15 protein-coding genes are annotated in these 21,020 nt (G+C 69.0%); 4 read left to right on the top strand and 11 right to left on the bottom strand.

Annotated features, from left to right (window positions below; genetic code table 11):
• Positions 1–32: 32 nt before the first annotated feature.
• From rsmA to CY652_RS14930, 4 genes are all read right to left on the bottom strand, one after another.
• Positions 33–866, bottom strand: a complete 834-nt coding sequence (gene rsmA, locus CY652_RS14945; protein WP_102131490.1) for a 16S rRNA (adenine(1518)-N(6)/adenine(1519)-N(6))-dimethyltransferase RsmA — start codon at positions 864–866, stop codon at positions 33–35.
• A gap of 19 nt (positions 867–885) precedes the next feature.
• Positions 886–1,932 (bottom strand): 4-hydroxythreonine-4-phosphate dehydrogenase PdxA, encoded by a 1,047-nt coding sequence (gene pdxA, locus CY652_RS14940; protein WP_102131489.1) that lies wholly within the window; start codon positions 1,930–1,932, stop codon positions 886–888.
• 30 nt (positions 1,933–1,962) lie between these two features.
• Positions 1,963–3,453 carry a peptidylprolyl isomerase gene (locus CY652_RS14935; RefSeq protein ID WP_102131488.1) on the bottom strand — a complete coding sequence of 497 codons (1,491 nt, stop codon included), beginning with the start codon at positions 3,451–3,453 and terminating at the stop codon, positions 1,963–1,965.
• Between the two features lie 112 nt (positions 3,454–3,565).
• The gene (locus tag CY652_RS14930; protein ID WP_258002327.1) at positions 3,566–5,938 is read right to left on the bottom strand and encodes an LPS-assembly protein LptD; all 2,373 of its coding nucleotides are present in this window, start codon (positions 5,936–5,938) and stop codon (positions 3,566–3,568) included.
• Between the two features lie 235 nt (positions 5,939–6,173).
• Here CY652_RS14930 and CY652_RS14925 point away from each other — a divergent pair, with 235 nt between their 5' ends.
• Together CY652_RS14925 and murU are read left to right on the top strand one after the other, a co-directional pair.
• The gene (locus CY652_RS14925) at positions 6,174–7,223 is read left to right on the top strand and encodes an aminoglycoside phosphotransferase family protein (protein ID WP_102131486.1); all 1,050 of its coding nucleotides are present in this window, start codon (positions 6,174–6,176) and stop codon (positions 7,221–7,223) included.
• A gap of 62 nt (positions 7,224–7,285) precedes the next feature.
• On the top strand, positions 7,286–7,993 hold the full coding sequence (murU, locus tag CY652_RS14920; protein ID WP_102131485.1) for an N-acetylmuramate alpha-1-phosphate uridylyltransferase MurU: 708 nt from the start codon (positions 7,286–7,288) through the stop codon (positions 7,991–7,993).
• Between the two features lie 107 nt (positions 7,994–8,100).
• Here the strand turns inward: murU and CY652_RS14915 are convergent, their stop codons facing one another.
• Positions 8,101–9,999 carry an ABCB family ABC transporter ATP-binding protein/permease gene (locus CY652_RS14915; protein WP_102131484.1) on the bottom strand — a complete coding sequence of 633 codons (1,899 nt, stop codon included), beginning with the start codon at positions 9,997–9,999 and terminating at the stop codon, positions 8,101–8,103.
• A gap of 174 nt (positions 10,000–10,173) precedes the next feature.
• On the opposite strand from CY652_RS14915, the gene CY652_RS14910 reads away from it, so the two are divergent.
• On the top strand, positions 10,174–10,578 hold the full coding sequence (locus CY652_RS14910; RefSeq protein ID WP_102131541.1) for an acyl-CoA thioesterase: 405 nt from the start codon (positions 10,174–10,176) through the stop codon (positions 10,576–10,578).
• An 86-nt stretch (positions 10,579–10,664) separates the two neighbouring features.
• Here the strand turns inward: CY652_RS14910 and CY652_RS14905 are convergent, their stop codons facing one another.
• Positions 10,665–13,364, bottom strand: coding sequence for a sensor domain-containing protein (locus CY652_RS14905; protein WP_102131483.1), 2,700 nt, complete (start codon positions 13,362–13,364; stop codon positions 10,665–10,667).
• Between the two features lie 181 nt (positions 13,365–13,545).
• Positions 13,546–14,067 carry a nitrate reductase associated protein gene (locus CY652_RS14900; RefSeq protein WP_102131540.1) on the bottom strand — a complete coding sequence of 174 codons (522 nt, stop codon included), beginning with the start codon at positions 14,065–14,067 and terminating at the stop codon, positions 13,546–13,548.
• A 135-nt stretch (positions 14,068–14,202) separates the two neighbouring features.
• On the opposite strand from CY652_RS14900, the gene fdhD reads away from it, so the two are divergent.
• Positions 14,203–15,027 (top strand): formate dehydrogenase accessory sulfurtransferase FdhD, encoded by an 825-nt coding sequence (gene fdhD / locus CY652_RS14895; RefSeq protein WP_102131482.1) that lies wholly within the window; start codon positions 14,203–14,205, stop codon positions 15,025–15,027.
• On the opposite strand, the gene CY652_RS14890 is transcribed toward fdhD, so the two are convergent.
• From CY652_RS14890 to CY652_RS14875, 4 genes are all read right to left on the bottom strand, one after another.
• Positions 15,012–15,347 carry a hypothetical protein gene (locus tag CY652_RS14890; RefSeq protein ID WP_102131481.1) on the bottom strand — a complete coding sequence of 112 codons (336 nt, stop codon included), beginning with the start codon at positions 15,345–15,347 and terminating at the stop codon, positions 15,012–15,014. The genes fdhD and CY652_RS14890 overlap by 16 nt on opposite strands.
• A 25-nt stretch (positions 15,348–15,372) precedes the next feature.
• Positions 15,373–16,572 (bottom strand): acetyl-CoA C-acyltransferase, encoded by a 1,200-nt coding sequence (locus CY652_RS14885; protein ID WP_102131480.1) that lies wholly within the window; start codon positions 16,570–16,572, stop codon positions 15,373–15,375.
• A gap of 9 nt (positions 16,573–16,581) precedes the next feature.
• Positions 16,582–19,020: a 3-hydroxyacyl-CoA dehydrogenase/enoyl-CoA hydratase family protein gene (locus CY652_RS14880; protein WP_102131479.1), complete on the bottom strand. Its 2,439-nt coding sequence runs from the start codon at positions 19,018–19,020 to the stop codon at positions 16,582–16,584.
• A 175-nt stretch (positions 19,021–19,195) separates the two neighbouring features.
• On the bottom strand, positions 19,196–20,983 hold the full coding sequence (locus tag CY652_RS14875; protein WP_102131539.1) for an acyl-CoA dehydrogenase C-terminal domain-containing protein: 1,788 nt from the start codon (positions 20,981–20,983) through the stop codon (positions 19,196–19,198).
• Positions 20,984–21,020 lie beyond the last annotated feature (37 nt).

Below are 21,020 nucleotides of genomic sequence, written 5' to 3'. Positions count from 1 at the left end.
CGGGCGGCGAACCGCTTCGGGCCGCCCTTCCCTCAGTGTCCCGCCGGCGTGCCGCCGGCAGCAATCGCCTGCGCCGCCCGCACGTACTCGGGCACGGGCACGTCCTCCGCCCGTCGCGCGAGATCGAAACCGAGCGCCTCGAAATCGAGGCGCTCGCGCCAGGCCGCAAGCGTGTTGCGCAGCATCTTGCGCCGCTGCGAAAACGCCGCCGTCACGAATTCGCCGAGCACCGCCTCGTCCACGACCGGCAGCTCGTGCGGCGCGTACGGAATCATCCGCACGATCGCCGAATCGACCTTGGGCGGCGGCTGGAACGCCTCGGGCGGCACGTCGAGCAGCTTGTCGATCACGTAGCGGTACTGCAGCATCACCGTGAGCCGGCCGAATGCCTTGCTGCCGGGCTCGGCCACCATCCGCTCGACCACCTCGTTCTGCAGCATGAAGTGCTGATCGATCACGCAGGGCGCGAAGCGCGCGAGATGAAAGAGCAGCGGGCTAGAAATGTTGTACGGCAGGTTGCCGACGATGCGCAGAGACGGCACCTCGCCCGGCGCGGCCAGCGCGCCGAAATCGAACGCGAGCGCATCGCCCGCGTGCAGTTCGAGCAGCGCACCGAAGCGCTGTTGCAGCCGCCCGATCAGATCGCGGTCGAGTTCGACGGCGTGGAGCGGCGCCTCCGGCGTCGCGAGCCGCTCGACGAGCGGCCCGGTCAACGCGCCGAGCCCCGGGCCGATCTCGACCATGCGCTCGCCGCGCTGCGGCCGGATCACGCCGACGATCGAATCGATCACGCCCATGTCGACCAGAAAGTTCTGCCCGAAACGCTTGCGCGCGAAATGGCCCTGGTGCTGTCTGCTGGTGGACATCGTCGAAAGGAAGGAAAAATCAGGCCGCGCGGCGATGGCGCGCCATCGCAACGGCCGTGTCGAGCGCCGCGATCAGGCTGCCCGCGTCCGCGCGGCCGGTGCCGGCGAGATCGAGCGCCGTGCCGTGATCGACCGAGGTCCGCACGATCGGCAGGCCGAGCGTGACGTTGATGCCTTCGCCGAACGTCGCGTACTTGAGCACCGGCAGCCCCTGGTCGTGGTACATCGCGAGCACGCAGTCGGCTTCGTTCAGGTAGCGCGGCTGGAACAGCGTATCGGCGGGGTACGGCCCGCGCGCGTCGATGCCCCCGGCGCCGACGATCGAGAGTGCGGGGCCGATCACGTCGATTTCCTCGCGCCCGAGGTAGCCGTGCTCGCCGGCGTGCGGATTGAGGCCCGTCACGAGTATGCGCGGTTGCGGCACGCCGAAATGCCGGCGCAGGTCGCGATCGATGATACGCAGCGTGTCGACGAGACTCTCGACGGTGAGCGCGTCGGCCACGTCCCGCAGCGGCAGATGCGTGGTCGCGAGCGCCACGCGCAGCGGACGCGGCCCGCTCGTGCCGGCCAGCATCATGACGACGCGCGGCGTGCGCGTGCGCTCGGCCAGGTATTCGGTGTGGCCCGTGAACGGCACGCCGGCATCGTTGATCGTGCTCTTTTGCAGCGGCGCCGTGACGATCGCGTCGAACTCGCCGGCCACCGCGCCGTCGATCGCCCGGTCGAGCAGCGCCAGCACGTAACGGCCGTTCGCGGCGTCGAGCCGGCCGGCCTCGGCCGGCGCGGCGAGCGGCAGATGCTCGACGCGCACGCGCGCGAACCCGGAGGCGTCGGTCGCGTCGGCCAGCGCGGCCCAGTCGACGCCCACCGCGGCGGCACGCGCGGCGACGAGCGTCCGGTCGCCGAGCACGACGAACTGCGCGTCGCGCCAGCGGGCCGCGGCGCCGGCCAGCGCCGCGGCCGTCAACTCCGGGCCGACGCCGGCCGGCTCGCCGGTCGTGATCGCGATGCGCAGCGGCCCCGATCCCCGCGAGGCAACCCCGGACGACGAAGCGGCGACGTTCACGATACGTTTTCCCGAGACGCCCGCGCGACCCTACTGCGCGCTGGCCATGTTGATCTTGTACTCGACGTAGGAACTGTCGCGTAGCTGCCGGAGCCAGTCCGCGTAGGCCTGCTCGGCCTTGCGCTGGCCGATCGCCTGGCGCGCGAGTTCCAGTTGCTGCGCCACCGAGCCTTCCGCGTCGCGGCGGCCCAGCACCTGGATCAGGTGATAGCCGTACTCGGTGCGCACGGGTTCGCTGACCTGGCCGACCTGGAGGCTGTTCATCGCGCGCTCGAACTCCGGCACCGTCTCGCCCGGGCTGACCCAGCCGAGATCGCCGCCTTGCGACGCGGACCCGTCCTGCGACCAGGTGCGGGCGAAGCTGGCGAAATCGCCGCCCGCCAGAATCTGCCGGCGGATGTCGAGCAGCCGGTCGCGCGCCTGCTGTTCGGACGCGCCGTCGCCGACGCGCAGCAGAATGTGGCGCACGTGCGTCTGGACGATTCTCGGCGTGTCGCCGGAATTCGTGCCGAGACTCGGGCGGCGCTCGACGAGGCGCACGATCTCGAACCCCTGGTCGGTCCGGATCACGGACGGATTCACCTCGCCCGGGTACAGCGTCGAGGCGGCCGTCACGAATTCGGCCGGCAGCTTCGAGGCCGGCAGAAAGCCGAGATCGCCGCCCTTGCGCGCGTCGGCCGCCTGCGAATCGGACCTCGCGAGCCGCTCGAAATTGGCGCCGCCGAGCGCGTCCTTGAGCACCGCCTGCGCCCTGACCTCGGCCGCGTCGATGTCGATCTGGGGCGCGTTGCGCGGAGCCTTCAGCAGGATGTGCTCGAAGTGCAGATCGTTGGCCTGGCCGGCATCCGGTCCGCGCTGGCTCGCGACGTAGTTCGCCACTTCGGCGTCCGACACGGTGACCTTGCTGTCGACCTCCTGCTCGCGCAGCCGCGAGAGCGTGAGCTCGGTGCGCGCGTCGTTCGTGAACGTGGTCCACGGCACGCCTTCGGCCTCGATGCGCGAGCGATAGGTGGCGAGGTCCATGTGATTGGCCTGCGCGAGACGCTCGAGCGTGCGCTGCACGGTCGCGTCGTCGATCCTGATGCCGTCGTCTTCCGCCTTTTGCAGTTGGATGCGTTCGAGCACTAGCTGGTTGAGCACCTGGCCGCGCAACTGGTCCATCGGCGGCACCGGCGCGTTCTGCTGGGCGAGGCGCCGCGCGATGAGGCCCACGCGCTCGTCGAGCTCGCGCTGCGTGATCACGCCTTCGTTGACGATGGCCGCGATCGCGTCCACGGGCTGGGGCTGGGCCGCGGTATCCGCCGTATCACCCGAGCTCTGGACCTGCACCGGGACGACGGCCGTGCTCTGCGCCTGATCCGGGGCGCTGGCGCCCTCGGCCGTGGCCGGTGCGGGAGCCGCGGGAGCGCTCGCGACCGGTGCCGGAACGCCGGCACGCTGGGCCTGTGCCGGAGCGATCGGCAAAAACCACGCGGCGATGGAAAGACTCGCAGCGAGCGCTGCCAGGCGAAGCTTTTTCATGATTCCCACGATACTCCAGTGATGGCGGGCAACAGCGCCCGCCTGCCTGCATCCCGTCGAGCGCCGCGCCGGCATGCTGCCGGCCGCGGCAGCGTCGGAAACCCTGCGTGCGTCATTGATAGTCGGTAAAGCGCGAAGACGGCGGCGGCGGTCCCGGCAACGGCGTGTAGCCCGGCACGCTCTCCCTGAACGCCGTCACGAGACTCGTGTCGACGTTCGACAATCCCTTGAGCGTCAATTGCATCAGGAAGCGCGTGCCCGAGGACGGCAGGCCCGAGGTGTTTATGCCGTTCACGTAGTGCTGCAGGCCGACGCCGATGGTCCAGCAGTCCGCGTCGTATTGCAGGCCGATCAGCCCGTCGATGACCTGATGCCCGCTGAGATCGTAGTTGAAACGACCTACGCCGTACACCCGGTGCGAAAGCGGCCATTGCGCCGAAATCAGGATCTGGTTGATCGGCTCGTAGTCGAGCGTGGCGTCGGCGCGAGTATACGTGTACGCCAGATTCAGCACGCGACCGGTCCCCGGACTGTAGCCAAAGCCCGCCGTCGCCTGGGCGATGTCGTCGTCGTCGACATTATATGAGATCGCGGTTTGCGAAGCGAAACCGGCCCCGAGCTTCAGCGATGCCCCGGCGATGACGTCCGAGTGGCTCCCGGTCGAGGGCGTCGTCTCGCCGGGCAGCAGCGCGAGGCGCTGGTCCTGGATGTAGTACTGCTCGGCGAGCACGAAGCGCGCGCGCTCGTCGCCCGTCGTCGGGTCGATGAAGCGCGTCGTGAGCGCGGCCGTGACCCGGTTTGCGTCGGCGATGCGGTCGTCGCCGACGAACGTGTTCGGCGTGAAGATTTCCGCGAGGCCGAAGTCCGCCTCGGCCGTATCGAACAACGGAGCGAAGTACTGGTTGCGATACGGCGTGTAGACGTAGTACAGGCGCGGTTCCAGCGTCTGGATGTAATCCGCGCCGAACAGGTGAACCGAGCGCTCGAACACGAGCCCCGAATCGAAGCTCAGAGTCGGCACGGACTCGGTGAAGTCCTTCGGCTGGCCCGCCACCGCGCCCGTGCCGATGTTGGTCAGGTTGTACGACGCGAAGTGCCACTGCACCTTCGGCGTAACGAAATAGCCCGGCCCCATCAGCGTGTACGACAGGTACGGGTCGAAGGAGATGCGGTCGCCCACGGTCGAATCCGGCGTCGTAATCGTGAAGCGCGAATAGTCGGCCGTGGCGCCGAAGTCGAAGCCGTCGACGTTGTACTTCGAGTATTTCACGTTCAACTCGGGCTCGCGTCCGTACGGCGCGACCGACGGCGCGAGCGTCTGCCAGTGCTGCTCGCGCGCGAGCACCGACCACGGCCCGTTGTTGTACGTGAGGCCCGCTTCCTGCTGGTACAGCAGTTGCGTGCCGTTGATGATCTCGTTCGCGCTCTGGCCCAGATCCTCGGGGTAGGTGTTGTCCGACACCTTGTTGTACGAGATGTAGCCGCCGAAACCGTTGCCGAAGTTCTGGTTGTGCTGGATGTACAGCGCGTAGCGGTTGGTCTTCGTGATCGCGTCGTCGGGCAGGAATTCGCCGGTGATCGAGCCGGAGTAGTTCGCCGACAGATACCGGTAGTTCGCCTGAGTGAAAATACCGCGCTTCGAGATCAGCTCCGGCGTGAACGTCAGGTCGCGGTTCGGCGCGATGTTGAAGTAGTACGGCAGCGCGACTTCGTAGCCGTTGGTCGAGCTCACCGAGAACATCGGCGGCAACAGCCCGCTGCGCCGGTCGCCCGAGAGCGGGAACGACATCCACGGCGTCGCGAAAAGCGGGACGTTCTGGAAGAACAGCACGGCGTTGTGCGCGACGCCCTCGTCGTTGCCCGTGTCGAAGTCGAATTCGCTGCCCTTGATGTACCAGGACGGGTTCGACGTGCACTGGCAGGCCGTGTAGGTGCCGTTCGTCAGCACCGAACGCTCGTTGTCGAGCAGGTCCGCCCGCGCGGCGCTGCCCGAGCCGCCCGTCTCCGTGAAATGGTACTTCGGCGCGGGCATGAAGCCCTCGTCCGAGTCGACCTGCAGATGCCCCTCCGGACCGGAAAACAGCGTGCCGTCCTCGTTGACTTGGACGTTGCCGTAGGCGTCGGCCATGTCCGTGTCTTCGTCGTAGTGCAGCGCGTCGGCCTTGATGACGGACTGGTAGCGGCGCAACTCCGCCGAGCCCTTCACCGAGACGTCGGTGTCCGCCGTGCCCGTGGTCGAATCGCCGATGACGAAGACCGACGGGCGCTGGCCCGGCGCGAGCAGATGGTCTTCGAGCTGCGGCGCGAGCCGCAGGCTCCACTGGCCGTCGAGCGGCTGCGGCTGCGCGGCGTCGCCCGCAAGCTGCGCGTGCGCGAACGCGGGCACGAGGCCCGGCACGGCCATGAGCGCCGCGATGAGCCGCCGCATGCCCGGCATGCCGTCGTCACTGGTGGAGCGTATCTGGAAAAACTGTCTGGGCGGCATGTATGGGTTTTGGCGAATCGATCCGGCCGCCCTTCCGCCCGTGTGGCGGCGGGCCGCCCGCGCAGCCGGGCCGCGACGGCCGGCCCATGCGTGATCGATGGCATCCGCCGGGCGAGGCTGGCGACGGGCGGGGCGGCCGAACCGCTTGCACGGGCTCTGGCGCGAATCGCGTCAAAAAAGTCGTGGGGTATTATATGGCAAGACGTTGACCCACCTGATTTTGCACCCGGCTTTCATGACCCCTACCGCCGCGCCCGGTCCCGCCGACGCCCGTCTCGATCTGCTCCGCGCCTGGCTGCGCTCCCGTTCGCCGCAATACGCACTCGACCTCGACACCCTCGTGCCGGCCTCGGCCGACGCGAGCTTTCGCCGCTATTTCCGGATCGCGAGCGGCGGCGCGCACGGCGCCACGCTGATCGCCGTCGACGCGCCGCCGCCCGAAAAGTGCCGCGAGTTCGCCCAGGTCGCGCAACTGCTCGACGAGGCGGGCGTGCACGTGCCGCGGGTGCTGGAGGTCGATTTCGACGCGGGCCTGATGCTCGTCACCGACCTCGGCACGCAGTCCTACCTGAAGGCGCTCGGCGACGCCGGCGAGGGCAGCCGCTCGCGCGAACTCATGCGCGACGCGCTCGACGCGCTGATCCGCTGGCAGCTCGCCTCGCGCGAGAACGTGCTGCCGCCGTTCGACGAGGCGTTCCTGCTGCGCGAGATGGAGCTGATGCCCGAGTGGTATCTCGGCCGGCACCTGGGCCGCGAACTCGACACGGCGACGCGCGGCGTGCTCGACCGGACGTTCGCGCTGCTGGCCTCGAGCGCGCGCGCCCAGCCGCAGGTGTTCATGCTGCGCGATTTCATGCCGCGCAACCTCATGATCGCGACGCCGAACCCCGGCGTGCTCGACTTCCAGGACGCCGTCTGCGGGCCGATCACCTACGACGTCGCCTCGCTGCTGCGCGACGCGTTCATCAGTTGGGACGAGGCCTTCGAGCTCGACTGTTTCGCCTGGTACTGGGAACGGGCGAAGAAGGCGGGCCTGCCCGTCGATCCGGACTTCGGCGAGTTCTACCGGCAGCTCGAGTGGATGGGCCTGCAGCGGCACATCAAGGTGCTCGGGATCTTCTGCCGGATCAACTATCGCGACGGCAAACCGCATTACCTCGCCGACCTGCCGCGCTTCCTCGGCTACGCGAGCCGCGTCGCGCACCGCTACGCGCCGCTCGCGGCCTTCGCGCGACTCGTCGACGAGCTGCGCGGCCAGGGCGCCGAAACCGGCTACACGTTCTGACCCGCCGCCGTGACCCTCGTCCCCTGCCGCCCATGACCCAGGCCCCCTTCGACCGCCGGGCAATGATCTTCGCCGCCGGCCGCGGCGAACGCATGCGCCCGCTCACCGACACCTGCCCCAAGCCGCTCCTGCGCGCGGGCGGCAAGGCGCTGATCGAATGGCAGATCGAGCGCCTCGCCTCGGCCGGCTTCACGACGATCGTCGTCAATCACGCATGGCTCGGCGCGCAGATCGAGGCCGCGCTCGGCGACGGCGCGCGCTGGGGCGTGACGCTCGCCTACTCGGCCGAAGGCGAGGCGCTCGAGACGGCCGGCGGCATCGCGCAGGCGCTCGACCGCCTCGAAACCGGAGGCCGGCCGGCTGTGTTTCTCGCCGTGAGCGGCGACGTCTACACCGATTTCGACTACGCGACGCTCGCGGCACGGGCCGAGGCCCTCGCGCGACAGCCCGAACCCGGCATGCACCTCGTGATGGTGCCGAACCCGCCGTATCACCGCGCGGGCGACTTCGGCCTCGCAAACGGCCGTCTGACGCCGGATACGCCGGACGGCGCGCCACGCTACACGTTCGGCAACATCGGTCTGTACGACACGCGGATGTTCCGCGACCTGCCGCGCGGCACGAAGCGCGCGCTCGGCCCGTACTATCGCGACGCGATCGCGCTGGGCCGCGCGAGCGGCGAGCTTTACGAGGGATGCTGGGAAAACGTCGGCACGCCCGCGCAGCTCACGTCGCTCGATGCGCGACTGCGCGGGAAAAGCGACCGCTAAAGCCCGATCCGGCCCGACCATGCCCCGAAGCCGGCGCGCCGAAAGACCCGGGAACCGGGGCCTGGGGCACGGAACGGCCGCGCCCGCGAGGCTCGGCTTCCGCCCCGCTACGCGCCCTGCGACTCGCCGGCGTGCGCCGACTCTTCTTTCGCTTCCGCCGTCTCCGACTGCGCGCGCTGCTGCAGCGCCCACATTTGCGCGAACAGGCCGCCCGCGCGCAGCAGTTGCGCGTGCGTGCCGCGCTCGACGATGCGTCCGTGATCCATCACGATGATCTGCTGCGCGTGCACGACCGTCGAAAGCCGGTGCGCGATGACGAGCGTCGTGCGCTCGCGGGCGATCTGGTCGAGCTCGCCCTGGATCGCGCGCTCGGAGCGCGAATCGAGCGCCGAGGTCGCCTCGTCGAACACGAGGATCGGCGGGTTCTTGAGCAGCGTGCGCGCGATCGCGACGCGCTGCTTCTCGCCGCCCGAAAGCTTGAGCCCGCGCTCGCCGACGGGCGTGTCGTAACCCTGCGGCAGGCTCTCGACGAACGCGTGGATGTGCGCGGCCCGCGCCGCCGCGATCACCTCGTCGCGCGTGGCCGACGGACGGCCGTAGGCGATGTTGTAGTAGATCGTGTCGTTGAAGAGCACCGTGTCCTGCGGCACGATGCCGATCGACGCGCGCAGCGAATCCTGCGTCACGTCGCGGATGTCCTGCCCGTCGACGGAAATCGCGCCGCCCGTCCCGCGTTCCAGGTCGTAGAAGCGGAACAGGAGCCGCGCGAGCGTCGACTTGCCCGAGCCGCTGTGTCCGACCACGGCCGTCGTCGTGCCGGCGGCGATCGTGAAGCTCGTGTCGCGCAGGATCTGCCGCGACGGCTCGTAGCCGAAGTTCACGTGCTCGAACCGCACCTCGCCGCCGCGCACCGCGAGCGCCGGGGCATCGGGCGCGTCGGCCACCTCGCGCGACACATCGAGCAGCGTGAACATGCGATCCATGTCGATGAGGCTCTGCTTGAGCTCCCGATACACGACGCCGAGAAAATTCAGCGGGATGTAGAGCTGCAGCATGAACGTGTTGATGAGCACGAGGTCGCCGAGCGTGAGGCGGCCCGCCATCACGCCCTGCGTCGCGCGCCAGAGAATGAACACGAGCCCGATGCCGATGATGGCCTGCTGCCCGAAGTTCAGCACCGAGAGCGAATACTGGGACTTGATCGCGGCGGCCCGGTAGCGCTTGAGGTTCTCGTCGTAGCGCCGCGCCTCCCACGCCTCGTTGCCGAAATACTTGACGGTCTCGTAGTTGAGCAGCGAATCGATCGCGCGTGAATTCGCGCGCGAATCGAGCTCGTTCATGGTGCGGCGAAAATGGCTGCGCCACTCGGTCATCTTCACGGTGAACGCGATGTAGGCGACGAGCGCGATCAGCGTGACGACGGCGTAATACGCCTCGTAGCGAACCACGAAGAAGCCGAGCACGAGCCCGACCTCGACGAGCGTCGGCAGAATGCTGTAGAGCGAGTAGGAAATGAGCTGCGTGATGCCGCGCGTGCCGCGCTCGATGTCGCGCGACATGCCACCCGTCTGCCGCTCGAGGTGGAACCGCAGCGACAGCCCGTGCAGATGCCGGAACACTTTCAGCGCAAGCTGCCGGACCGCGCTCTCGGTCACCTTCGAGAACAGGATCTCGCGCAGCTCGGTGAAGAGCGAGGTGGACAGGCGCACCACCGCGTAGGCAAGCACGAGCAGGCCGACGCCGCCCATCAGCACGATGCCGGGCGCATGTTCGGCGCGGCCGAGCGCGGTCAGATGCCGGACCGACGCGAGGTTGTCGACGATGTGCTTCATCACGATCGGCACGCCGAGATTGGCGACCTTCGCGCCGATGAGGCAGGTCAGCGCGAGCCCGACGCGCCAGCGGTACGCGGCCAGATAGGGCAGCAGCGAGACGATGGTCTGCCAGTCGTTGCGCGGCCCGGCGGCGGGCGGCGGCGGTTCGCTCGAAGCGGGAAAACGGCGCATGGAATAGGGGACCAGCCTGCAAACGGGAAGGGGACGGGAGAAGCGGCGCCCCGCGGCCGTGCCCGGAAGCGGCCCGTCGCCGCCCCGCGCTTTCCCGTACAATTTATCGTCCGCCTATTGTCGCAGAAGGCGATGCGCGTCGCTCGCGCCCGTTGTCCCCACATGGATGCCCCGATGACCGAATCCGTCCTCCTTCCGCAAAAGCCGCCCGCGCTGCGGGTCGTCCCGCAGCCCTCGGACGCGAACGTGCACGGCGACGTATTCGGCGGCTGGATCATGTCGCAGGTCGACATCGCCGGCTCCATCCCCGCCAGCCGCCGCGCGAACGGTCGCGTGGCGACGGTCGCCGTCAATTCGTTCGTGTTCAAGCAGCCGGTGTTCGTCGGCGACCTGCTGAGCTTCTACGCGGACATCGTGAAGACGGGCAACACGTCGGTGACGATCGAGGTCGAGGTGTACGCGCAGCGCATGCGCCTCTCGGACGAAGTCGTGAAGGTGACCGAGGCCACGCTGACCTACGTGGCGACCGACAACAACCGCCGCCCGCGGCCGCTACCGAGGGTCGGTTCGCACGATTGACCGGCTCGCGCCGACGGCGGCCGGCCCCCGCCGGGTCGGTTCGCGCCGACATCTTCGCGCCAGGGTCTTCGCGCCGACGACAGGCCCTAAGCCGGACTGACGCGCTCGCCGCGCGCCGTGCCCGCCCGGAGCAGCGCGGCGGCGGCCTCGCCCGGCACCGGCCGCGCGAAGAAGAAGCCCTGCATCTCGTCGCAGGCGCGCTCGCGCAGAAAATCGACCTGCGCCGACGTCTCCACGCCTTCGGCGATCACCTGCAACTGCAGCGAATGCGCGAGCGCGATGATCGCCGACGTGATGGTCTCGTCGTCGGTGTTCGTGCCGATGTCCGAGACGAACGAGCGGTCGATCTTGAGCCGGTCCACCGAGAGCCGCTTCAGGTAGCTGAGGCTCGAATAGCCGGTGCCGAAATCGTCGATGGCGAGACTGACGCCGAGCGCGTGCAGCTCGCTGAGCATCGACACGGCCTCGTCGGCGTTGCCCATCAGCGCGCTCTCGGTCAGCTCGAGCTCGAGGTAGCGCGCCTCGAGCCCGCTCTCCGCCAGCACCTGCGAGACCAGTTGAACGACGTCGCGCTGCTGGAGCACTTTCGTCGAAAGGTTCACCGACACGCGCGCCGGCGGCAGTCCGCTCTCTTGCCAGACCTTGTTCTGCCGGCAGGCCTCGCGCAGCACCCAGTCGGAAAGCGGCCCGATGAGCCCGCTCTCCTCGGCCACCGGAATGAAGATCGACGGCGGCACGAGGCCGACCTCGGGGTCGAGCCAGCGCACGAGCGCCTCCATGCCGACGATGCGGCCCGTGTCGGCGCTCACCTGCGGCTGGTAGTGCAACAGGAACTCGTCGTCGCGCAGCGCGCGGCGCAGCCGCCGCTCGAGGTTCATCCGCTCGTCGGCGCTCGCGTTCATCGCGGGCCGGAAGAACTGGAACGTGTTGCGTCCCATGTCCTTCGCGCAGTACATCGCGATGTCGGCCTTCTTGAGCAGCGTTTCGGCATCGCCGCCGTCGCGCGGATAAACGCTCGCGCCCATGCTGCATCCGACGTAAAGCTCGGTGCCGTCGAGCCAGACCGGCTCGGAGAGCATCGCGCGGGCACGCTCCATCCATTGAATCAGCGCCGGCTCGTCCACCGCGTCGGTCATCACGATCACGAACTCGTCGCCGCCGTGACGCGCCACCGTGTCGCCGGGCCGCGCGCAGCGCGCGAGCCGCTCCGCGACCACGCCGAGCAGCCGGTCCCCGACGCTGTGGCCGAGGCTGTCGTTCACGTTCTTGAAGCCGTCGAGGTCGATGAACACCACGGCCAGCCCGCGCGCGCCGCGCCGCGCCGCGTCGAGCGCCCGCTGCAACCGCTCGCGCAGCAGGTTGCGGTTGGGCAGCAGCGTGAGGCCGTCGTAGTTCGCCTGGTATTCGAGCTGCTCCTGATAGCGGATGAGCTCGGTCACGTCGTTGATGATGCCGATGTGATGGGTAATCCTGCCGTCGTGGTCCGGCACCGGCGCGATCAGCAGGTGATTCCAGAACAGCGCGCCGTCCTTGCGGTAGTTGCGCAGCACCGCGCTCACCTCGCGATTCGCCGCGAGCGCCTCGCGGATCGCCACGAGGCCGTCCTGATCGCGGTCGTCGCGCTGGAGCAGCCGGCAGTCCTGACCGATCACCTCGCCCGGGTCGTAGCCCGTGATGCGCCGGAAGGCCGGATTCGCATACTCGATCAGGTTGCCGCCCGCGCCCGGCCCCGTGATCAGGATCGCATTCACGCTCGCGTCGAGCGCGCGGCTTTGCAGGCGCAGCGCGAGATCGGCGCGCTTGCGCTCGGTGGTGTCGGTGTACGAGCCGAGCGTGCCGATCACGCGGCCGCCGTCGAGCAGCGGCACCTTGCTCGCGACGATCGTGCGGGGCACGCCGTCGATCTGGAAGTCGATCTCGACGTTCATGCGCGGCATGCCCGATTCGATGACCCGGCGGTCCTGCTCGCGCAGGGCGTCGGCGTATTCGCGCCACGCGAGATCGAGGTCGGTCTTGCCGACGACCTGCTCGGGATAGGCCAGCCCGGCGTCGCGCGCGAACGCCATGTTGCAGCCGAGGTAGCGCGACTCGCTGTCCTTCCAGAAGATGCGCTGCGGGATGTTGTCGATCACGAGTTCGAGCATCTGGTTCGAGCGCTGCGCCTCGGCCTCGGCCCGCAACTGCACGGTCACGTCGTCGGCGAGCACGAACACCGCGTCGCGACCCATGAACGTCAGCGAGTGATGCGAGACCTCGGCGCAGACGAGCGAGCCGTCGCGGCGGCGGTGATGCCAGACGCCGGCCGTCGTGCGCCCGCTCGAGGCCAGCGCGTCGATGTGCTGCAGATGCGATTCGAGCCGGGCCACGTGGTCCGGATCGTGCAGGTCGCGCAGCGTCATCGCGAGGAATTCGTGCTCGGCATAGCCGTACTGCTCGACGGTCGCCGCGTTCACCGCGAGAAACCGCAGCGTGCCGCGCTCGAACACGTACATCGGCACCGGATGCGCTTCGAATAGATCGTGAAAGCGCTCGTCGTGACGCAGCCGCCCGAGCGCGAGGCCCGCCCGCCCCGCGCCCGGCTGCCGGCGAGCGCCGAACAGATAGCCGAGCAGCGCGGCGCTCGCCAGCATCGTCGCGACGACAGACAGCGCCGCCTGCGCGCCGACCGGCCCGTCGACCGGGCGCGGCGCGGGAATCAGCAGGCGAACGACGAGCACGTTCAGGCCGATCACGAGCGCCAGAATCGCCAGATTGATGAAGAACCGCTTCGAAAAGGGAAAATTCATGGGTTCCGGGCATCGTTCGCCCCGCTCGAATCGCACCGGGCGGAGACAACGGAATAACGGGACTAACCGGACTGCCGGGACATCGGGAAACACGGGCCGGCCGCCGCCGGGCGTCGGCTACGCCATACCGGATAACGACACGGACGCGGGCGGCCTTGAGAGAAAAAGATAAAGGGGATGATCAATCGGTCCCGGTATCGTTTCCAGCGTCGTTCCCGGAAACGCCGCCGGCCAGACCGAACTCGCGCATGGCCGGAACGAAATCGTGATTGGCCTTCGGCTTGCGCGAGAGCTTGGCGAGCACGTAGCGCTGGAACGGCGTGAGCCGCGCCCACTGCGCGACGTCCGGCGCGGCAAGGCCCGCGAGGCCGGCCTGATGCGCGATGCCCTCGGGCACGGCCGCCGTGTCGCGCCAGGCCGGCGACGCCTCGGGCGAAAACCACTCGGGCTCGACGCCCGCGTGGGTACGCAGCATCTCGAAAAGCGCGTGGTCGAAATTCGGCTCGATCTGCACGTCGGCGTCGTCGACGGGAAACCGCGCGAGCAGGCGGCGATCCTCGTACGGCAGCAACTGCCACTGATCGAGGGAAATACGCAGGCCGAAGCGGTCCAGATTGAAGCGCACGGCCATCGGAATGAAGGTGAGGTTCTCCGACGATTCGACTTCGAACCGGAACAACAGGGGCGCTTCGTTCAATCCCATGACGGTATATCCTTGCAGGCGTGCGGCAGCATGCGCGGCCGGCTTCAGGTATTTTAGGGCCTTCCGCGCCGGCTGCGGACCCGCGTTCCGGGGCGCCGCGCCGCACGCGTTCTGGCACCGATGGAGTCCTTTTCCGTGAATCCCCTCGAAATCGCCGGCCAGCCCGGAGTCGTCGAACAGCAGGTTCGCCGGCACCGCGGCGACGCCGTTCAAACGCTCACCGACCAGGTCGGCCAGGAATGGCCGGTCGCGCTGGTCTTCAACGGCATCTCGCACGCCGTGATGATGTGCACGCCGCGCGACCTCGAAGCGTTCGCGGTCGGCTTCGCGATCTCGGAAGGCATCGTCGGCCGCAACGCGGACATCCGCGACATCGAGGTCGAATTCCGCGAGGACGGCGGCCTGCCCTATGCCGAGGTGCGGCTGAGCGTCGTCGAGCAGGCGTTCGTCGCCCTGAAGGAAAAGCGCCGGGCGCTGGCCGGGCGTACCGGCTGCGGCGTATGCGGCATCGAGAGCATCGATCTGCTCGACCTCGAGCCCGAACGCGTGCCGGCCACGGGCTTTCTCGAGCGGCTCGCGCCCGGCGCGCTCGCGCGCGCGGCGCGGGAGTTGCCCGAACATCAGGCGCTGACGCAACTGACCGGCGGTCTGCACGCGGCCGCCTGGTGCACGGCCGACGGCGGGATCGTCCGCGCGTTCGAGGACGTCGGCCGCCACAACGCGCTCGACAAGCTGATCGGCCAGCTCGTGCTGGAGCGCGCCGATCCGCAGCAGGGCTTCGTGTTCCTGTCGAGCCGCGCGAGCTACGAGCTGGTGCGCAAGGCTGCGCGCGTCGGCATTCCGCTCGTGGCGACCATTTCCGCACCCTCGTCGCTGGCCATCGAAATCGCGCGCCGCGCCGGGCTGAAGCTCGTCAGCTTCTGCCGCGAATCGGGCTACGTCGATTACGGGACGGTCTGAAGTCGCGGCCTGGAATCGGGGTCCGGATTCACGGTCCGAAATCGCGGCTCAGGCCCGCATGAATCGAACCGGCTGAAATCGGGCCTGCGCCTTTGCAGAAACGCCGCGCATGCTTCGCGCGCCGCCGGCGCGACCCGCATCCGTCCGGATTGCGCCACTTCCGCGGCTATCTGTGCGCGCACCTCGTCGAGCGTCGCACGCTTCATCAACATCCAGGTCGCGCACAGCGCCGCGGCCGTCAGCGCATACCGGCGCTGCGGACGGTTGAACGTGACGGTGAACACGCCGTCGGCGCGGTCGGTCGGAATGCCGGCGCTCATTCGATCGCCCTTGCGCGAGGCCGGCCTACAGCCGCTCGACGATTCCGGCCGCGCCCATGCCGGTGCCGACGCACATCGTCACCATCCCGTACTTCAGCTTGCGGCGGCGCAGCGCATGCACGACCGTGGCCGAGCGGATCGCGCCCGTCGCGCCGAGCGGATGGCCGAGCGCGATCGCGCCGCCCAGCGGATTCACCTTCGCCGGGTCGAGGCCGAGATCGCGGATCACGGCGAGCGACTGCGCGGCGAACGCCTCGTTCAGCTCGATCCAGTCGAGATCGTCCAGCGCAAGGCCCGCGGCCTTCAACGCGGCCGGAATCGCCTCCTTCGGCCCGATGCCCATGATCTCGGGCGGCACGCCGCGCACCGCGAAGCTCACGAAGCGCGCGAGCGGCGTCAGGTCGAACTGCCGGAGCACCTTCTCCGATACGACGATCAGCGCGCCCGCGCCGTCCGAGGTCTGCGAGCTGTTGCCGGCCGTCACCGAACCCGCTTTCGCGAACACCGCCTTCAGCCTCGCGAGCGCCTCGAGGCTCGTGTCGGCGCGCGGTCCCTCGTCGAGCGAGACGACGCGGTTCTCCACGCGAATCTCGCCGCTCTCCAGGTCCGGCGTGCGCTCGGCTACCGCGTACGGGGCGATCTCGTCGGCGAACTCGCCGGCCTGCTGCGCCGCGAGCGCCTTGCGGTGCGACTCGACCGCGAACGCGTCCTGCGCCTCGCGGCTCACGCTCCAGCGCTGGGCCACGCGCTCGGCGGTCAGCCCCATGCCGTAGGCGATGCCGAGGCTCTCGTCCGCGTCGAAGAGATGCGGCGACAGCGACGGCTTGTTGCCCATCATCGGCACCATGCTCATCGACTCGCAGCCGCCCGCGATCATCGCGTCGGCCTCGCCCACGCGGATGCGGTCCGCCGCCATCGCGAGCGCCGTGAGCCCCGACGCGCAAAAGCGGTTGACGGTCACGCCGCCCACCGTATTGGGCAGCCCGGCAAGCAGCGCGGCCATGCGCGCGACGTTCAGCCCCTGCTCGGCCTCCGGGATCGCGCAGCCGATCACCGCGTCCTCGATCACGCCCGTGTCGAGGCCCGGCACCTGCGCGACGGCGGCCCTGAGCGCGTGCACGAGCAGCTCGTCCGGGCGGGTGTTCCTGAAGGCGCCGCGCGGCGCCTTGCCGATCGGCGTGCGGCTCGCGGCCACGATGTAGGCGTCCTGCAACTGTCTCGTCATTTCGCGCTCCTAGTTACGCACCGGCTTGCCGGTTTGCAGCAGGCCCACGATGCGTTCCTGCGTTTTCGGCGTGGCCAGCAGCTCAACGAACGCGCGGCGCTCGAGCGCGAGCAGCCATGCCTCGTCGACGAGGCTGCCCGCCTCGACGTCGCCGCCGCAGACCACGTTCGCGATGAGGCTCGCGATCCGGAAGTCGTGCTCGCTGATGAGGCCGCCGTCGCGCAGATTGACGAGCGACGCCACGATCGTCGCGCGCGCCGAGCGGCCCGCGACCGGAATGCCCGCCGGCCGCAGCGGCGGCCGATAGCCGACCGCCGCCAGCGTGCGCGCCTCCTGCTTCGCCGCGTCGAGCAGCTCGAACACGTTGAAGACGATCGTGTCCGAGGGCTTCAGATACCCCATCTCGCGCGCCTCGAACGCGGAACCCGACACCTTCGCCATGGCCGCGTTCTCGAACGACTTCTGCAGGAACCGCAGCAGATCGCCCGGCGCCGCGCCGACCGCGCGCGCCGCATCGGCCGCGCGCAGCACGGCCTCCTTCAGGCCGCCGCCGGCGGGCACGAGCCCGACGCCGACCTCGACGAGCCCGATGTAGCTCTCGACGTGCGCGACGCGCTTCGCGCAGTGCAGCAGCAGCTCGCAGCCGCCGCCGAGCGCGATGCCCGACACGGCCGCCACGACCGGTACGTTCGCGTAGCGCACGCGCAGCATCGTCTGCTGGAACTGCTTCACGACCGGTTCGATGCCGTTCGCGCCGCCGAGCATGAACGCGGGCATCGCCTCTTCGAGGTTCGCGCCGGCCGAGAACGGACCGCCCGGCGCGCCGGGCTTCAGCGAGGTCGGCTGCCAGACGACGACGGCCCGGTACTGCGATTCGGCGAGCTCGATCGCGCGCACGAGGCCGTCTAGCACGCCCGCGCCCATCGTGTTCATCTTGGTCCGGAACGAGACGAGGACGACGTCGTCCTCGCCCGCGCGATCGTCGACCCAGGCGCGCAGATGCTCGTTCTCGAACAGCGTGCGGCCGCGCGTGCGCGGATCGTTGCCGACCTCGCCGACGAGCGGCGCGCGAAACATCTGGCGCCCGTACACCGGCAGCGCCGAACGCGGCACGAAACGCCGCGCGGCCGGCGACCACGAACCCTGCGGGCCGTGTACGCCGCCGTTCTCCGCGACCGGCCCCTCGAACACCCAGGCCGGCAGCGGCGCGTCCGAAAGCGCCTTGCCCGCCTCGATGTCCGCCCGCACCCACTCGGCGACCTGCTGCCAGCCGGCGGCCTGCCAATCCTCGAACGGCCCCTCGCTCCAGCCGAAGCCCCAGCGGATCGCCAGATCGACGTCGCGCGCGTTGTCGGCGATCGATTCGAGATGCACCGCGATGTAATGGAACACGTCGCGGAAGATCGCCCAGAGGAACTGCACCTGCGGATGCTCCGTCTCGCGCAGCAGCCTGAGCCGCTCGGCGGCCGGACGCTTCAGAATGCGGCCGACCAGCTCGTCCGCCTTGCCGCCGCCCTCGACGTACTCGCCGCTGTCAGGGTCCAGCACCCTGATCGCCTTGCCTTCCTTCCGATAAAACCCGGCGCCCGTCTTCTGGCCGAGCGCACCCTGCTCCACGAGCGCGGTCAGCACGGCCGGCGTCGCATAGACGGGGAAGAACGGATCGTCGGCCAGGCTGTCCTGCATCGTGCGGATCACGTGGACCATCGTGTCGAGGCCGACGACGTCGGCCGTGCGGAACGTCGCCGACTTCGCGCGGCCGAGGCGGCTGCCGGTCAGGTCGTCGACGACGTCGAAGCGCAGGCCGAACCGTTTCGCCTCGGCCATCACGGCGAGAATCGAGAACACGCCGACGCGGTTCGCGATGAAGTTGGGCGTGTCCTTCGCGCGCACAACGCCCTTGCCCACCACGCTCGTCAGGAACGTTTCGAGCCGGTCGAGAATCCCGGGCCGCGTGTGCGCGGTCGGAATCAGCTCGACGAGGTGCATGTAGCGCGGCGGATTGAAGAAGTGGACGCCGCAAAAGCGCGACTTCAGATCGTCGTCGAAGCCCTCCGAAAGCCCGGTGATCGACAGGCCCGACGTATTCGTCGCGAAGATCGCGTCGGGTCCGAGATGCGACGCGACGCGGCGATAGAGCGCGTGCTTCCAGTCCATGCGCTCGGCGATCGCCTCGATCACGAGATCGCATCCGGCGAGCAGGCCGAGATCGTCGTCGTAATTGGCGGGCGTGACGTACTGCGCGTCGTCCTTCAGGGCGAGCGGCGCGGGCGAAAGCTTCTTCAGGTGCTCGATGGCCTTGAGCACGATGCCGTTTTTCGGACCCTCTTTGGCAGGCAGATCGAAAAGCAGCACCGGCACGCGGGCATTGACGAGATGCGCCGCGATCTGCGCGCCCATCACGCCGGCGCCCAGCACGGCCACCCTGCGAATGATCGGATTGCTCACGTAATATCTCCAGCGGAATGTGCGACGTCGGACAAAACGGGCCGGGGGATGCGCCGCCGGGGAAGAACGCGGATCGGCAAACCTGGCGCCTGCGTCCGCGAGCCCGCCGGGGCCTCGTATGCCAGCGCCGTCCGGACCGGCGAACGGGCGCGTGCCGGCTCCGGGGCGCCGTCCGTCAGAACAGCGCTTCGTCCATGTCCATCAGCGGTTTTGCGCCGGCGCGCGCCTGGCGGATCGTCGCGGCGGTTTCGGGCAGCAGCTTCGCGAAATAGAAGCGCGCCGTGGCGAGCTTCGACTTGTAGAACGGATCGCCCGACGCTTCGCGGTCGAGCGCGATGCGCGCCATTCGCGCCCAGAAGTACGAGAACACCAGGTGCCCCACGGTGCGCAGATACGGCACGGCGGCGGCGCCCACCTCGTCCGGGTCCTGCATCGCCTTCATGCCGATTTCCATCGTCAGCTTCTGCACCTTCTCGACAAGATCCGCGAGCGGATTGACGAACTCCTGCATCTCCGGCTTCACGCCTTCGGCCTCGACGAACGCGGTCACGATCCGGCCGAACCTCTTGAGCCGCTCGCCCATGTCGCCGAACACCTTGCGGCCGAGCAGGTCGAGCGCCTGGATCGCGTTGGTGCCTTCGTAGATCATGTTGATGCGCGCGTCGCGCACGTACTGCTCCACGCCCCACTCGGCGATGTAGCCGTGGCCGCCGAACACCTGCAGCGCGAGGTTGACGCTCTCGAAGGCGTTGTCGGTCAGGAACGCCTTGACGACGGGCGTGAGCAGCGCGACGAGGTCGGCCGCGTCCTTGCGCTCGGCTTCGTCGGCATGCGAAAGCTCCTTGTCGAGATGCAGCGCGGCCCAGTAGGTGAACGCGCGCGCGCCCTCGGCCCACGCCTTCTGCGTGAGCAGCATGCGGCGCACGTCGGGATGCACGATGATCGGATCGGCCGGCAGCGCGGGCGCCTTGCGGCCCGAGAGCGAGCGCATCTGCAGGCGCTCCTTCGCGTAGGCGAGCGCGTTCTGGTAGGCGACTTCGGTGAGACCGAGGCCCTGCATGCCCACGCCGAGACGCGCCGTGTTCATCATCAGGAACATCGCGTTGAGGCCCCGATGCGGCTCGCCGACGAGCCAGCCGCGCGCGCCCTCGAAATTCATCACGCAGGTCGCGTTGCCGTGAATGCCCATCTTGTGCTCGATCGAGCCGCACTTCACGGCGTTGCGCTCGCCCGGCGCGCCGGCCGCGTCCGGCACGAACTTCGGCACGACGAAGAGCGAGATGCCTTTCGTGCCCGGCTGCGCGTCGGGCAGGCGCGCGAGCACAAGGTGGACGATGTTTTCGGCGAGGTCGTGCTCGCCGCTCGAAATGAAGATCTTCGTGCCCGTGATCGCGTACGAGCCGTCGCCGTCCGGCTCGGCCTTCGTGCGCAACAGGCCGAGGTCGGTGCCGCAGTGCGGCTCGGTCAGGCACATCGTGCCCGTCCATGCGCCCGAGACGAGTTTCGGCAGATAGGTCTGCCGCTGCTCGGGCGTGCCGTGCGCGTGCAGGCATTCGTAGGCGCCGTGCGAGAGCCCCGGATACATGGTCCAGGCCTGGTTCGCCGAGTTGAGCATTTCGTAGAACGCGTTGTTGACGAACGCGGGCAGCCCCTGGCCGCCGTAGGCCGGATCGCAGCCGAGCGCGGGCCAGCCCGCCTCGACGTATTGCCGGTACGCCTCGCGGAACCCGGCGGGCGTCGTCACGACGCCGTCGCCCTGATACCGGCAGCCCTCGCGATCGCCCACGGAATTGAGCGGAAACAGCACCTCCGAGCAGAACCGGCCGGCCTCCTCGAGCACCTGGTTGATCGTGTCCGCGTCGAGATCCGCGTGTTTCGGCATGCGCCGGACCTCGGCCTCGACGTTGAGCAACTCGTGCAGCACGAACTGCATGTCGCGCAGCGGCGCAGCGTACTGTCCCATCACCTGTTTCTCCAGATTCGAGCAGCCGGCCATGCCG

Origin of the sequence: Burkholderia sp. WAC0059 (assembly GCF_002870125.1) — a bacterium.
Classification (GTDB): Bacteria; Pseudomonadota; Gammaproteobacteria; order Burkholderiales; family Burkholderiaceae; genus Paraburkholderia.
This window is presented reverse-complemented; position numbering and strand designations above follow the sequence as displayed.

Bases quoted from the DNA above. Each gene is read 5' to 3' on its own strand.
- rsmA (WP_102131490.1), bottom strand. From the start codon at position 866: ATGTCCACCAGCAGACAGCACCAGGGCCATTTCGCGCGCAAGCGTTTC.
- CY652_RS14935 (WP_102131488.1), bottom strand. From the start codon at position 3,453: ATGAAAAAGCTTCGCCTGGCAGCGCTCGCTGCGAGTCTTTCCATCGCC.
- CY652_RS14930 (WP_258002327.1), bottom strand. From the start codon at position 5,938: ATGCCGCCCAGACAGTTTTTCCAGATACGCTCCACCAGTGACGACGGC.
- CY652_RS14925 (WP_102131486.1), top strand. From the start codon at position 6,174: ATGACCCCTACCGCCGCGCCCGGTCCCGCCGACGCCCGTCTCGATCTG.
- murU (WP_102131485.1), top strand. From the start codon at position 7,286: ATGATCTTCGCCGCCGGCCGCGGCGAACGCATGCGCCCGCTCACCGAC.
- CY652_RS14915 (WP_102131484.1), bottom strand. From the start codon at position 9,999: ATGCGCCGTTTTCCCGCTTCGAGCGAACCGCCGCCGCCCGCCGCCGGG.
- CY652_RS14910 (WP_102131541.1), top strand. From the start codon at position 10,174: ATGACCGAATCCGTCCTCCTTCCGCAAAAGCCGCCCGCGCTGCGGGTC.
- CY652_RS14905 (WP_102131483.1), bottom strand. From the start codon at position 13,364: ATGAATTTTCCCTTTTCGAAGCGGTTCTTCATCAATCTGGCGATTCTG.
- CY652_RS14900 (WP_102131540.1), bottom strand. From the start codon at position 14,067: ATGGGATTGAACGAAGCGCCCCTGTTGTTCCGGTTCGAAGTCGAATCG.
- CY652_RS14890 (WP_102131481.1), bottom strand. From the start codon at position 15,347: ATGAGCGCCGGCATTCCGACCGACCGCGCCGACGGCGTGTTCACCGTC.
- CY652_RS14885 (WP_102131480.1), bottom strand. From the start codon at position 16,572: ATGACGAGACAGTTGCAGGACGCCTACATCGTGGCCGCGAGCCGCACG.
- CY652_RS14875 (WP_102131539.1), bottom strand. From the start codon at position 20,983: ATGGGACAGTACGCTGCGCCGCTGCGCGACATGCAGTTCGTGCTGCAC.